The organism is Actinomycetospora lutea, from assembly GCF_028737205.1.
Classification (GTDB): Bacteria; Actinomycetota; Actinomycetes; order Mycobacteriales; family Pseudonocardiaceae; genus Actinomycetospora; species Actinomycetospora lutea.
Window position 1 is genome coordinate 154495 of record NZ_JAQZAL010000014.1, and the last position, 13102, is coordinate 167596.

At 73.1% G+C, this 13102-nt stretch carries 14 protein-coding genes; 3 read left to right on the top strand and 11 right to left on the bottom strand.

Features of this window, described 5'->3' with window-relative positions; translation table 11 throughout:
• Nucleotides 1–180 precede the first annotated feature (180 nt).
• On the top strand, nucleotides 181–1212 hold the full coding sequence (locus tag PHK61_RS17060) for a class I SAM-dependent methyltransferase (RefSeq protein WP_274282192.1): 1032 nt from the start codon (nucleotides 181–183) through the stop codon (nucleotides 1210–1212).
• 72 nt (nucleotides 1213–1284) lie between these two features.
• The gene (locus tag PHK61_RS17065) at nucleotides 1285–2037 is read left to right on the top strand and encodes a MerR family transcriptional regulator (protein WP_274282216.1); all 753 of its coding nucleotides are present in this window, start codon (nucleotides 1285–1287) and stop codon (nucleotides 2035–2037) included.
• A 35-nt stretch (nucleotides 2038–2072) separates the two neighbouring features.
• Here the strand turns inward: PHK61_RS17065 and PHK61_RS17070 are convergent, their stop codons facing one another.
• From PHK61_RS17070 to PHK61_RS17080, 3 genes are all read right to left on the bottom strand, one after another.
• Nucleotides 2073–2720: a DUF305 domain-containing protein gene (locus PHK61_RS17070; RefSeq protein WP_274282193.1), complete on the bottom strand. Its 648-nt coding sequence runs from the start codon at nucleotides 2718–2720 to the stop codon at nucleotides 2073–2075.
• A 102-nt stretch (nucleotides 2721–2822) separates the two neighbouring features.
• Nucleotides 2823–3377 (bottom strand): hypothetical protein, encoded by a 555-nt coding sequence (locus tag PHK61_RS17075; RefSeq protein ID WP_274282194.1) that lies wholly within the window; start codon nucleotides 3375–3377, stop codon nucleotides 2823–2825.
• Nucleotides 3378–3477: 100 nt separating this feature from the next.
• Nucleotides 3478–4389: a LysR family transcriptional regulator gene (locus PHK61_RS17080; protein ID WP_274282195.1), complete on the bottom strand. Its 912-nt coding sequence runs from the start codon at nucleotides 4387–4389 to the stop codon at nucleotides 3478–3480.
• Nucleotides 4390–4478: 89 nt separating this feature from the next.
• On the opposite strand from PHK61_RS17080, the gene PHK61_RS17085 reads away from it, so the two are divergent.
• Complete coding sequence (locus tag PHK61_RS17085; protein ID WP_274282196.1) at nucleotides 4479–5666, top strand: TDT family transporter; 1188 nt, start codon at nucleotides 4479–4481, stop codon at nucleotides 5664–5666.
• 32 nt (nucleotides 5667–5698) lie between these two features.
• On the opposite strand, the gene PHK61_RS17090 is transcribed toward PHK61_RS17085, so the two are convergent.
• From PHK61_RS17090 to PHK61_RS17125, 8 genes are all read right to left on the bottom strand, one after another.
• Nucleotides 5699–5965 (bottom strand): DUF6510 family protein, encoded by a 267-nt coding sequence (locus PHK61_RS17090; protein ID WP_274282197.1) that lies wholly within the window; start codon nucleotides 5963–5965, stop codon nucleotides 5699–5701.
• Between the two features lie 13 nt (nucleotides 5966–5978).
• A complete protein-coding gene (locus tag PHK61_RS17095; protein WP_274282198.1) occupies nucleotides 5979–6713 on the bottom strand; it encodes a ferredoxin reductase in 735 nt (244 codons plus the stop codon).
• The gene (locus PHK61_RS17100; protein WP_274282199.1) at nucleotides 6683–7291 is read right to left on the bottom strand and encodes a sulfite oxidase-like oxidoreductase; all 609 of its coding nucleotides are present in this window, start codon (nucleotides 7289–7291) and stop codon (nucleotides 6683–6685) included. Before PHK61_RS17100 ends, PHK61_RS17095 begins: the two co-directional genes overlap by 31 nt.
• A gap of 48 nt (nucleotides 7292–7339) precedes the next feature.
• Nucleotides 7340–8839 carry a DHA2 family efflux MFS transporter permease subunit gene (locus PHK61_RS17105; protein WP_274282200.1) on the bottom strand — a complete coding sequence of 500 codons (1500 nt, stop codon included), beginning with the start codon at nucleotides 8837–8839 and terminating at the stop codon, nucleotides 7340–7342.
• Between the two features lie 31 nt (nucleotides 8840–8870).
• A complete protein-coding gene (locus PHK61_RS17110) occupies nucleotides 8871–10079 on the bottom strand; it encodes an epoxide hydrolase family protein (RefSeq protein ID WP_274282201.1) in 1209 nt (402 codons plus the stop codon).
• A gap of 672 nt (nucleotides 10080–10751) precedes the next feature.
• Nucleotides 10752–11060, bottom strand: a complete 309-nt coding sequence (gatC, locus tag PHK61_RS17115; RefSeq protein WP_274282202.1) for an Asp-tRNA(Asn)/Glu-tRNA(Gln) amidotransferase subunit GatC — start codon at nucleotides 11058–11060, stop codon at nucleotides 10752–10754.
• A 322-nt stretch (nucleotides 11061–11382) separates the two neighbouring features.
• Nucleotides 11383–11916, bottom strand: coding sequence for a GtrA family protein (locus tag PHK61_RS17120; RefSeq protein WP_274282203.1), 534 nt, complete (start codon nucleotides 11914–11916; stop codon nucleotides 11383–11385).
• A gap of 701 nt (nucleotides 11917–12617) precedes the next feature.
• A complete protein-coding gene (locus tag PHK61_RS17125; RefSeq protein ID WP_274282204.1) occupies nucleotides 12618–12989 on the bottom strand; it encodes a hypothetical protein in 372 nt (123 codons plus the stop codon).
• Nucleotides 12990–13102 lie beyond the last annotated feature (113 nt).

Genomic DNA, 13102 nt, shown 5'->3' on the forward strand with positions numbered 1-13102 from the left:
TCACCTGCGGCAGGTGACTACCCGCGCCTGCCGGCCCTCAGCGCGACCAGGACGCCGCCGGCGCCGAGGAGGACGACGAGCACGATCACGACCCACCAGATGAGATCCACGGCGACATCCTGCCCCGGGGAATTTGGGTCGGCGCGTCCGGATCGGCGCCGTCCGCCCTAGCCTGACCCCGTGTCCACGGTGATGGAGGGCGGCGGGCAGTACAACGCCCACGCGTCGGCGCAGGCGGCGTCGGCCACGCTCGGTGTCGAGCTGTTCCGGGCCGCCGCGACGAGCGCCCCCGTCGGTCCGGCCGGGGCGGTCACGGTGGCCGACTACGGCGCGTCGGAGGGCCGCAACTCGCTGGCACCGCTGTCGGCCGCGGTGGAGGCCGTCCGGGCGGCGCGCGGCGAGGACCAGCCGGTGTGGGTGTTCCACACCGACCTGCCCGACAACGACTTCGCCTCGCTCTTCCACACCGTCGCCGAGGACCCGGGCAGCTACCGCCGTCCCGGTGTGTACACGGCGGCGGTCGGTCGGTCGTTCTACGAACAGCTGCTGCCCGACGCCTCTCTGGGCCTGGGCTGGAGCTCGATCGCCGTGCACTGGCTGCGCGAGGTGCCGGGCCCGCTGGACGGGTTCTGGGCCAGCACGGCCACCGCGGAGCAGCACGACGTCTGGGCCCGGGCCGGCGCCGCCGACTGGAGCGCCTTCCTGACCGCGAGGGCGGCCGAGATGCTGCCGGGGGCCCGGCTCGTCGTGGTCGTCGGTGCGGCCCACGGGCAGGGGCGTGCCCGCCGGTCCGGGGCGGAGCGCGCCATGGACGAGGTCGCCCGCGGCCTGCAGGACCTCGTCGACCGCGGGATCGTCACCGACGCCGAACGGGCCGCGATGACGATCCCGGCGTGGTACCGCACCGAGGCCGAGTGGGAGGCGCCGTTCACCGCCGGCGGCGACCTGGTGCTCGAGCAGCTGCGGTTCGTCGACCTCGGCGATCCGCTCTGGCAGCAGACCGGCGGCGAGGGCTACGCCGACACCGTGGCGGCCGCGCTGCGCGTGTCGTTCGGCCCGTCACTGCTCCAGGGCCTGGACCCGGAGCGGCGCAGCGCGGTCGCCGCGGAACTGTTCGACGGCCACCTCGCGCGGGCGATCGCCGCGCAGGCACCGGAGCCGTGGTTCGCCTGGCGGCTCGCGATCATGGGGATCGCCCGGCGCTCCGACTGATCACGGACGGTCCCGCGCCGTCGCTCGACCTTCGAGTCGACTCGAAGGTCTACCGTCGCCGGCGTGGACGGGATGACGGTCTCCGAGCTGGCGCGCCGCTCCGGCGTGCCGGCGACCACGGTGCGGTTCTACGACGCGGAGGGTGTGCTGCCCGCGCGGCGCTCGCCGTCGGGCTACCGCCTCTACGACGGCGCCGCCCTCGAGCGGCTGCGGTTCATCGGCACCGCGAAGAGCCTCGGGCTGGCGCTGCCCGAGATCCGCCGGCTGCTCGAGCCGTGGCAGCACGGACGGTGCTCCGATGTCCGGGGCGAGCTCGGCCCGTTGCTCGACCGCCGGATCGTCGAGATCGACGCGCGCATCGACGAGCTGCGCGCGTTCGGCGCGCGACTCGCCCGCGCCCGCGGGCAGCTCGCCGCCCTCACCCGCGACGGGCCCTGCGACCCGTCGTGCGCCGACCTCGGGCGGCGCAGCACCGACCCCGCGCTCGCCGCGCTGCGGCGGGAACCCGCCGGCCGCGCCCCCGGGGCGGTACCGGTCATCGCGTGCACGCTCGACGGGGTCGAGCGCCTCGACCGCGTCGACCGGTGGCGGGCCGTCCTCGGCGACGTCGCGGGGCGCGAGGCCATCGACGGCGGTGTACGGCTGACGTTCGACCCCGACCGCGTCCGCATCGGTGAGCTCGCCGAGCTCGCGACCGCCGAAGCCGGCTGCTGCGCCTTCTTCGCCCTCACCCTGCACCTCGGGGCGACCCCGATCCTCGAGGTCCGTGCGCCTGCGGAGGCCCTGGTCCTGGTCCACGAGCTGTTCGGCGTGCCCGACGCGTGACGCTCCGCGCCCCGCGCCGGGCCGCCCGCGGTCGGTCAGACCCTGCTCAGCAGGCCCTGCATCTCGGCGATCTCCCACTGTTGCGCGGCGACGATGGCGCCCGCCAGCTCCTCGGCCTGGGGGTTGAGACCCCGGACCTGCTCGGCCTGCGCCATCTCGACGGCACCGGTGTGGTGCTCGATCATCATCTGCAGGAACATCCGGTCGAACGACGCGCCGGCCTGCGCCGCCAGCTGGTGCATCTGCGCGTCACTCATCATGCCGTGCATGGGCATGTCGCCCATGGGCATGCCGGGCATGCCCGGCATCCCGGGCATCGCCGTGGCACCGCGTTGCGGGCGGGGTGCCCCCCACGCGTCGAGCATCTGGTTCATCCGCTCGATCTCCGGAGCCTGCGCCTGCCCGATGCGGGCGGCCAGGTCCTTGACCTCCGGGGACGACGCCCGGTCCGTGGCCTGCGAGGACATGGCGATGGCCTGCTGGTGGTGGGGGATCATGCCCTGGACGAACAGGACGTCCGCCTGGCTGTGCTCGGGCGAGATCGGCGCCGCGGCGGCCGAGGCCGGCGACGGCGCCGGGGCGGGACCGCCCGCGGGGGGAGCGGTACCGGGGTCGGAACACCCCGCGGCCACGAGGGCGGCGGTGGCGGCGGCGATGACGCCGCCGACGAGTCGGGCACGCACGAGGAGGTCTCCTTCGGCTGGGCACCGGCCGATGCGTGGGGCCGGTGCCGGGGGCAGGACGCGGCGCCGCTGCGCGCTCGTGCGCGCAGGCGGTGGGCCGGTCTAGAGCCGGAGGACCTGGAGTTCCGCGAGTCTCGAGGACGCCGGAGGGGCACGGGTCGCCGTCGCCGGGGCGACGCCGGCCGGGCCGGTCCGTGGGGACGGCGGCCGCGGCCACAGCGCGACGAGCACGAGCAGGAGCAGGAGGGCCGCGGCGCCCAGGAGGGCGACGAGGCACAGGTGGAGCAGGGACCCGGCGTGGTCGTGTCCGGTCCCGTCGGTGTGGCGGTGCAGGAGCGCGGCGCCCGCGTCGGAGGTGCCGGGGAGGGCCTGGCTCGCGGCGTGCTCCCGGGCACCGTCGGCGTGGGCCTCCGCGTGCGCGGTGCCGTGGTGCGCCGCCGGCGGCACGACACGGTCGGCGGCGATCGCGGTGAGCGGTGTGGCCCCGTCGAGGGCGACGTCGGGACCGGCGTGCTGGTGGGCGCCGACGACGTGGTGCATGAGCACCAGCCCGAGGGCGAGCACCAGGAGGGCGACCCGGCCCGGCCGGCTGCCCAGCAGCCGCCCCGACACCGCGCGGTCGGCGCGACGCCGCGAGCGGCCGTGCCGGCGGATCACGGCGGCCACGATACCGAGTCCGGTGTGTCGCACCCGAGGTGCCGGCGCCCCCGCGACGGACGGGCCCGCCGGCGGGCCCGCTCGGTGACTCGCCGAGACGTCACGGACCGTCCCGGTCGCCGGCGGCCGACCGCCCGGCCACGGCCGCGATCCGCAGGAGCCGGGCGGCGGGGCCGGTCAGGGGCCGCCCGCGGGGCCACACCGCCCGGAGGGCGCGGCGCAGGTCGAGGCCGGCGACCCGGACCGGGGCGAGGGTGCCGGCGGCGAGGTCGCCGGCCACCGCGAGGGAGCTGAGCACGGCCGGCGCGACCCCGGCCGCGGTCGCGTTCTTGATGGCCGTGGTGGAGGAGAGCTCGAGGGCGGGCGCCGCCAGCGGGACGGCCAGCGAGTCCTCGAGGAAGGCCCGCGTGCCCGACCCGTGTTCGCGCGCCACCAGCGGTGTCTCGGCCAGCCGGGCCGCGTCGAGGGCGCGCCGGCGCGCGGCCCACGGGTGGTCGGGTGCCACGACGACGACGAGCTCGTCGCGGGCGACGACCTGGGCGTCGAGGTCGTCGGGGATCGTCGGGCCCTCGACGAAGCCGAGCACGGCGTCGCCGGCCAGGACGTCGGTGGCGACGTCGGCGGAGTTCCGGGTGGACAGCGAGACCGACGTCGCGGGCAGCTCGTCGCGCAGGGCGACCAACCAGTGCGGCAGGAGGTACTCGGCGACCGTGAGGCTCGCGGCCACGGGCAGCCGTCCCGTCTGCTCGGCACGCAGGGCGCCGACGCCCGCGTCCAGCGCCTCCGCCGCGGCGATCGCGGCGCGGACCCATTCGGCCACGAGCGCGCCGGTCGGGGTGAACCGGGTACCGCGCGGTGAGCGCTCGAGCAGGGTGAGGCCGAGCGCGGCCTCCAGCGATCGGATGCGTGCGCTCACGGCGGCCTGGCTCACGCCGTGGACCGCGGCGGCCCGCCCCATGCTGCCCTCGGCGGCGATCGAGAGCAGGAGCTCGTAGGGTCCGAGGTCGACCACTCGCGGACTCAGAGGCACAACCACAGCTTATGAGTTGTCAAGGTCCGGCCACCTACCGGACCGGGGGTGTCCGCGGCCAGCCTGGTCGCATGACGCTGACCGGTGAGCGCGAGGCGCAGGCGCCGACGACCATCCCGGGGGCGACCCCCGCCCGGCCCGAGGTCCGCCCGCCGCACCGGCTCGCCCGCGCGGGGCTGCTGCGCGATCTCGACCGCCCCGGGGACGTGTTCGCCGCCCTGGGGCCGAACTGGTTCTCCTCGATCATGGGCACCGGCATCGTCGGTGGTGCCGCGGCGAGCCTGCCGATCGGGTTCCCCGGCCTGCGGGTGTTCGCCACGGTGGTGTGGGGCCTGGCGGCGGTCCTGCTGCTCGCCCTGACCACCGCGTGGGCGGTGCACTGGGTGCGTCACACCGACACCGCGCGCGGATACGCGAGCAACCCGGTGATGGCCCAGTCCTGGGGCGCGGTCGCGATGGGCGTCATGACCGTCGGCGCCGGGTCGGTGCTGCTCGGCGGGCCGGTCCTCGGCACGACCGCGGCCGTGACGATCAGCTGGGTGCTCTGGAGCGCCGGCACCGCGATCGGGCTGGTCACCGCGGTCTGGATTCCCTACCGGATGATCACTCAGCACGAGGTGGGCGCCGACTCCGCGTTCGGTGGCTGGCTGATGCCGGTGGTGCCGCCGATGGTCTCGGCGGCCGACGGGGCCCTGCTGCTGCCGCACATGGCCGTCGGTACCGGCAGGACCACGTTGATCCTGGCCTGCTACGCGATGGTCGGGATCAGTCTCTTCGCGACCCTGGCGATCCTGCCCCAGGTCTGGAACAAGCTCGTCGTGCACGGCACCGGCCCGGCCGCGGCGGTGCCGACGATGTGGATCGTGCTCGGACCGCTGGGCCAGTCGGTGACCGCGGTCAACCTGCTCGGCACCCAGGCCGCCGGCACACTGCCCGAGCCCTACGCGACCGGCGCGCAGGTGCTCGGCCTGCTCTACGGCGTCCCCACGTGGGGCTTCGCGATGATCTGGCTCGCCCTGGCCGCCGCGGTCACGATCCGCACGGCGCGGCGCGGGCTGCCGTTCTCGCTGACCTGGTGGAGCTTCACCTTCCCCGTGGGCACCGTCGTCACCGGCACCAGCGCGCTGGCGGCGCGCACGCACCTGCCGTCGTTCGCCTGGGCCGCGCTCGGCCTCTACGCGCTGCTGCTCGCGACCTGGGCCGTCGTCGCCACCCGCACCGCCCACGGCAGCCTCGTCCGCGGGCACCTCTTCGCCTGACCCTCGTGGGTGTCCTCGACGGGCTGCTCACCTCACTCGCCGATGTCGAGCGTGGCTGCGCCGCCCATGTCGAGCCACGTGTGGCCCGGGGTCTGTGCGAGGCGCATGATCATCTTCTCGCACGTCGGACAGCGGACGACCATGCCCGGTCCATCGGCGTAGACGTGGTAGTGCCCCAGCGGGGCGCTCGTGCCGCAGGTTCCGCACCGGGTCCGCACCACGGTCGCGTCGAAGACGAAGACGTCGGCCAGTCGCCCGGCCGCGGCGTTGCCGTCCAGGCGTCGGGATTCCGTGGTCATGACTGCTCCTGCTTCATCCGAACCTCTCGATCTTGATGGCGGTGGTCGGGTGGCCTTCCGCGACGAGACCGTCGGCGACGGCCTCGACGAACGACGTCGGTCCACACAGCAGGACCCTCGGGAGCGCGTCGGCGGGTGTCGTGTGCTCCCGGATCGCCTCCGCGTCCATCCGACCCCGGAGGCCTCTCCAGCCGGGCGGCTGCTCCCGGGTCAGGGCGATGGTCACGGAGACACCGCGTCCGGCGTGCCCGTCCAGTCGGTCGCGGCCGATGACGTCGCCCAGAGATCGTGCCGAGTACAGGAGCCGGACAGGCACCGACGACCGGATCGCGGCGTGGTGGTCCAGCACCGCCAGGAACGGGGCGACGCCGGAGCCACCGGCCGCGAGCTGCAGCGGGGAGTCCGTGTCGGGGTGCCACACGAAGTAGCCGCCGATGGGTCCCCGCAGCTCGAGCTCGTCGCCGACCCGGAGTTCGTCGACCAGGTAGGGCGAGACCTCCCCACCGGGGACCCGTTGCACCACCAGGTCCACGGTCGGGGTCTCCGGCGCGGAGGCGATGGAGTAGCTGCGTTGGGTCTGGTAGCCGTCCGGCGCGGTCAGCCGCACGTCGACGTGCTGACCGGGTAGGTGCCCGTCCCAGTCGTCGATGCGGAGCGCCAGCCGCCGCGCGGTGTCGGACTCGCGGGTGATGGTGGCGACGGTCGCGATCCGCCACGTCAGTCGCCGGCGTATCGCTGCTCGCGCCATGGGTCACCGTAGTCGTGGTAGCCCAGCGTCTCCCAGAAGCCGGGTTCGTCCGTGCTCGACAGCCGGAGGCCACGCACCCACTTCGCGGACTTCCAGAAGTAGAGGTGCGGGCACAGCAGGCGGGCGGGGCCGCCGTGCTCTGCGGCCAGCGGCTCACCCTCGTACCGGTCGACGATCCACGCGCGGCCGTCGACGAGGTCCTCGAGCGGGAGGTTCGTGGTGTATCCGCCGTCGCTGACGGCGACGGCGTACTCGGCCGACGTGTCGACGGCGGCGAGCAGGGTGTCCAGGGAGACCCCGCTCCATGCGGTGCGGAACTTCGACCACTTCGTCACGCAGTGGATGTCGACGACGACGTCCTCGCGGGGCAGCGAACGGAACTCCTGCCAGGTCCACCGCGCGCGCTCGGCGACCTCGCCGTCGATGGTGAAGTCCCAGTCCTCGGTCGCGGTCCTCGGAGTCGGTCCGGCGGACAGGACGGGAAAGCCGTCCCCGACGTCGTACTGGCCCGGGGGGAGTTCCCCCGTCCCCCGGTGGGTTCCGGACCGCCCGAGGAATCCCCGGGAGACGAATGCCATCTTCCTCACGCTCCTGTGGTTCGGGTCCGATGGAGGACACGGGTGCGATCACCGCGAACCCTCTGCGGTGGGTGCGCCGGTCGGCGGGGTGGGGCGCGGCGGAGGTGGCGTCTGGCAGGCCTGGTGCAGTCCGGGCAGGACGTGCGGCGTGAGTGCGGCACCCCGATCGATGGTGACGGCGGCGACGGCGCCGCCGAGGACGCAGAGCCCGGCCGAGATGAGCATCGCCCGGGAGAATCCGGGTCCGAGGGGCCCGGACCCGCTGGTGTCGAGGCCGACGACGAGCGGGAGGACGGCCACGGCGAGGAGGCTGGCGACGCGGGAGATGGCGTTGTTCGCGCCGGAGGCTGCGCCGACGTGCTCGGGCGCCACCGACGCGAGCACTGCGGATGTCAGCGGCGCGACGGTGCACGCCATCCCGACCCCGAAGACGACGACAGCAGGCAACACCGCTTCGAGGTAGCCCGCGCCGGGGACGACCCCGATCAGCAGGACCAGCCCTGCGCCGGCCACGACCGGGCCGAAGGTCATCAGCCACCGCGGGCCCACCCGCTGCGCCCACGCGCCCACCTTGCTGGAGAGCAGCAGCATGATGACGGTGAAGGGGAGGAACGCCAGCCCGGCGGCCAGGGCCGAGTACCCGAGACCCTGCTGCAGCTGCAGGACGAGCAGGAACAGCGCGCCGCCGAGCGCGGTGTACACCGTGAAGGTCACGAGGTTCGCGCCGGTGAACTGGGCCGAGCGGAACATCGCGAGCGGCATCAGGGGGTTCGCGGAGCGCAGCTCGATCACGGGGAAGGCGGTGAGCGCGAGCGCCCCTCCGACGGTGGCGCCCACGGTGAGCGCGGTCCAGCCGTGCACCGGCGCCTCGATGAGGCCGTAGACGATCCCACCGAGCCCGACGGTGGCTGCGGCTGCGCCCGCGACGTCCAGCCTGCCTCGTGCCGAGGGGTCCTTGGTCTCGGGGACGTGGTGTGCCGTCACCCAGAACGCTGCGGTGGCGATCGGGACGTTGATGAGGAACACCCAGCGCCACGATGCCGCGTCGACCAGCCAGCCACCCAGGAAGGGGCCCAGCGCGGCGGCGACGCCGCTGAGCCCTGCCCACGTGCCGATCGCGCGACCCCGGTCGTCGCTGCGGATGACCGAGTCGATGAGGGCCAGGCTCCCGGGGATCAGCAGCGCACCCCCGATCCCCTGCGCGAGGCGCGCGAGGATCAGCGCGGCGCCGCCGGGTGCCAGGCCGCATCCGACCGAGGCCACGGTGAAGACGACGAGGCCCAGCAGGAAGACCCGCCGGCGGCCGAAGCGATCTCCGAGGGCCCCGCCGAGCAGCAGCAGTGCGCTGAGGGTGAGCAGGTAACCGTCGAGCACCCACTGCAGAACGGAGAACCCGCCCCCGAGATCGTCGCCGATCGCCGGCAGCGCCACATTGACCACGGACCCGTCGAGGAACGCCACGCCGGACCCGAGGGCCGCGGCCACGACCAGCCATCGGCCGGCCGGGGACGAGAGCGGGACCGCTGCCGGCACCGGGAGCTGCGTCACGGCGGTGACCCTCCCTCGGCGGAATGGACGATCAGCGGAGGCCGGCGAACGCGGCGCGGACCTCCCGGGCGAAGAGCTCAGGCTCCTCCCACGCGGCGAAGTGCCCGCCGCGGTCGACCTCGTTGAAGTAGGCGACGCCGGGATACACCGCGTCGACCCAGCTTCGCGGCGCGGCCCACAGCTCGCCGGGGAAGGTCGTGAAGCCGACCGGGACCGACACCGCGGGCGGGGGCTGACCAGATGCCTGCGCCCCGGCCACGAACCGTCCGAACTCCCAGTACCACCGGGCGGCCGAGGCGCCGGTACCCGTGAGCCAGTACAGGGTGATGTTGTCGAGGACGGTGTCGCGGGTGAGGTTGCCGACGGGGGCGCCGTCGACGAATGCGCGCCGGATCTTCTCGTAGCTGTCCGTGTCGTGGTCGAGCATCCAGGCCGCGAGGGCGACAGGCGAGTCGAGCAGGGCGTAGCCGATGGTCTGCGGCCGGGTGGACTGTTCGAGGAAGTAGCCGAAGCCGTCGGTCGTGAACGTGGTGACCGCGACATGCGCGGCGCGCTCCTGGTCGGTGTCGTTCGGTAGCTGGTCCTTGAGGCCGAGAGCACCCGCGAGCAGGTTGACGTGGATGCCGAGCAGTCCCTCGGGGCCCTGCCGGCCCATCGCGTCCGTGACGTCGGCGCCCACGTCGCCTCCTTGCGCGACGTAGCGGGTGTAGCCGAGGCGGGCCATCAGCTCCGCCCATGCTCGGGCGATCCGGCCGGAATCCCAGCCGAGCTCGGTGGGGGACGCCGAGTAGCCGTAGCCCGGAAGGGACGGCAGCACCAGGTGGAACGCGTCCTCGGGGCGGCCTCCGTGGGCGACCGGGTCGGTCAGTGGACCGATGGTGTCCAGGAGCTCGACCACCGAGCCGGGCCAGCCGTGCGTCATGATCAGGGGCAGGGCGTCCTGGTGCGACGACGGCACGTGGATGAAGTGGATGTCGACACCGTCGATCGTGGTGCTGAACTGCGGGAGCGCATTCAGCCTGGCCTCGCACGCGCGCCAGTCGTGGTCGGACGCCCAGTACCGGGCGATCTCCTGGATCGCTGCCGACTGCACACCCTGCGAGCGGTCTTCGACGAGCTCGCGAGACGGCAGGCGCGTGTGGGCGAGGCGGCGGCGCAGGTCGGTGAGATCCTCTTCCGGCGTCGCGATGCGGAAGGGCCGGACGGTCGTGCTTTCCCGTGAATCGGTGATGAGGGACACGAACATCTCCTGGGATGGATCGGGAACCGACCACGCGGCCCGGGCTGCGGACGGCATGGCGGGTGAGCTCTCGAGCTCGATGGAATCGACGTCCGATTCGTTCCGGACGACGTGCGACATGCCGGGCGCGAGAGCCGGCACGAGGACGTCCGACCGCCACCGGGTCGGACGAACGAATGGATGTCACCCGCAGTACCGAGCGGACACCTGGCCTACGACAATGCTTCCGGGCGTCACCGCCGCGGCAGAAGAGAGGCAGCAAGCGCGTCTCGTGACTCAGTGTGGGGCTTGAGAAGCCAGAAGGCCGCCTGAATGAACAGGCGCGGTCGACGTGCGGGCCATCGTTGCTCCTCTCGTCGACGGGGAGCAGGCTTGTCGTCGAGAGTATGCCCGAAAAGCGGCCTTCCAGGTGACATGGAGGACAAGAGCGGACGGATCGCCGACCGCTCTCGGCTCGATGCCCTGAGGACCTTCACCACGTCGGGTCAAGAACCGTTCACATGTTCACGATGCGTGCCCGCAACGCCACGATCCATGCATCGTGCGGAAGGCGACACCGCGGATACCGACGGTGAATACGGAAGGGAATCATCTGATCGCCCGCCTCACCGCCCAGCACGATCGCCCGGGCACGGTGCGCTGACGCCGGTCGGCGGCCGCGCGGACGACGCATCACAGCGCCGAGGGCGGTACGCGGAAGTACCCGTCGTCGACCGACGGCGCGGCGCGGAGCGCCTCGTCCCGAGCCAGGCAGGGGAGGACGACGTCGGGTCGCGTGACGTTGACCAGGGCGGCGGGTCGTGCCGTGGACGGCACGTCCTCGGGGATCTCGCCGACCGTCCCGACCATGGCCATGACGGCCTCGATCTGCGGGACGTAGCGGTCGAGCTCTTCGTCGGTCAGCGCGAGCCTCGCGAGGCGGGCCAGGTGCGCGACCGTCGCCCGATTCATCCCGGTCCCCGCCTCGGCGCCTGCGGCCATCGCTCGACGGTACCGACACGCCTCGGCACTCCGCGAGAGAAATCGTGGCATGAACGGAGACGGCCGAACTGTGGGTCTTCGAGCACACGGAGGACTCGTCCGGTCGGTGTCCCGGTGAGCAGTTCGGGATCGAGCAGCCCGCCGGGTCATCGATCCCGACTCGCGGAATCCGTTCCGTCCGGTGGTCGGAGCTCGTGCCCTGTCTCTCGGAATGTCGTCGGCATCGGCCGCGATGCCGGAGAATGTCCTCCCGAACGCGTGCGCGGCACAGGCCGTGGTGGTTTCCGACCACTGCCGCGAGGTATCCGCTCCCGGTTCCGGCTCAGGCCGTGGGTACGGGCCGGCGTGTGTGGCTGGAGAACACCCAGAGCCGCAGGAAGAAGAATCGCGCCAGACCGACCGTGCCGGTCACCGCGCCGATGAGCAGCACCTGCGCCCACCAGGCGTCGCTCACCACGGGATCGAACACGGCCAGGGCGGTGGCGGTGGCCACCAGGCCGGCCACGGCCAGCCCGCCGCCCTCCCATTGCGCCGTCCACCAGCTGATCCTCCCGCCGGCGTGGAAGGTGAGTCGCCGGTGGAGCTCGTTGGCGAGAACCGACGAGGCGACAGCGCCGATCAGGTTGGCCGGCTGGCTACCGAGTGGCCGCAGCAGCAGGAACGCACCGAAATAGACCGCAGAACTGATCACGCCCACCGTGACGAAGCGGACGAGCTGAGCGGCCGGGTCGTCGCCGTGCAGCCGTGCCCGAGTGCCGCACAGTGCTACCTGCCAGGGCCGCGACCCCTGCGAGCACGGCCGGCACGACCTCGCGGCGGACACACCGTCCACGGTACGACCGATCCGCGCCGCCATCGGCGGACTCCTCGGCGAGCTCGAGATCGACCTGATGCGCGACCACCAGCCCGGACGACCGACAACCCCGAAACGACGAACGCCCGAACCCACACACCGTGGGTCCGGGCGTCCGGATGTCCTGAGACATCACCGCGTGCCCCCGGCAGAATTCGAACCTGCGCGCCCGCCCCCGGAGGCCGGGCGACCCGGTGCCCGCAGGCGTTCTGCCTGGTCTTCAGGGTGGCGGGGGGTCGCGCCGGGAGCCTACACAAGTCTCCTGTGGCCTCCCGTTCGTCCCACGAACCGTCCCACGGCCACGCCACCACGGGCGCACGCTACAGCCCGAACGACTCCCGAACCCGGTGATTCACGACGCGGGATTGTCGGGACACCTTTGGTATCACCGGTGGGCCCGGTCCGGGGCCCTGTGCGATCCACGTCCTGAACACGGCTCGAGTCGGCGCCGCCGTCAAGTCGCATCTGCAGGGACGAACCTGCCAGCCGGGTTGGCCAGCGCCGGGGCCCCCTCGTCCCGCCCCGAGCCCCGGCGCCTATCCGCTCCCGAACCTCCAGGGTCTACGGGTGCGGACAAGTCTGCCCTCGTTGTTCGCACGGCAACACCGCCGAGTGCCGAGTCGGTTGTGCCCGGCCCGTCCTCCGTCGCGAGCCGGCTCGACACGGTCCGCGACGTTGCGTCGCCGTTGGACCCAGGGGTCCGATCACGCGGTCATGCCCCCGCTAGGCGGCGGGCCCGGGCCTGAGCCCACCCCGGACGGGGCTTCGCCATGAACCAGCGCGTGGACGGAGTCGCACAAGTCCTGAAGATCGAGCATGGGTGCCGTGCTGAGCAGAGCCGTGAACTGGCCCCAGCGCGCGCCCCCAATGGAAACCGCCATGGCGGAAGACCCAGCGGCCAAGGCCTCCAGCCCGGCAAGGCCGGCACGGCGGCAGTCCGTCACGGCACTCATGTTCAGGTGCAGCTCGGTCTGGCCGCCGCGGTGGAGCTGGTCGCAGTAGTTAGCGATACTCGCCATCTCGGAGGCGCCGAGCGTGCCAGCAAGGAGGATGGTTCGCGGTGTCTGGGCGTCCACGAGCGGCCTCCGCTCAGGTTTGTGTGCTCTTCAGCGTCTCCCTCTCGGGGATAACCCACTAGGGCGTGTCTCCTGAATCTTGAGCGTGATGTCGGCGAGCATGCTGGCCGTGG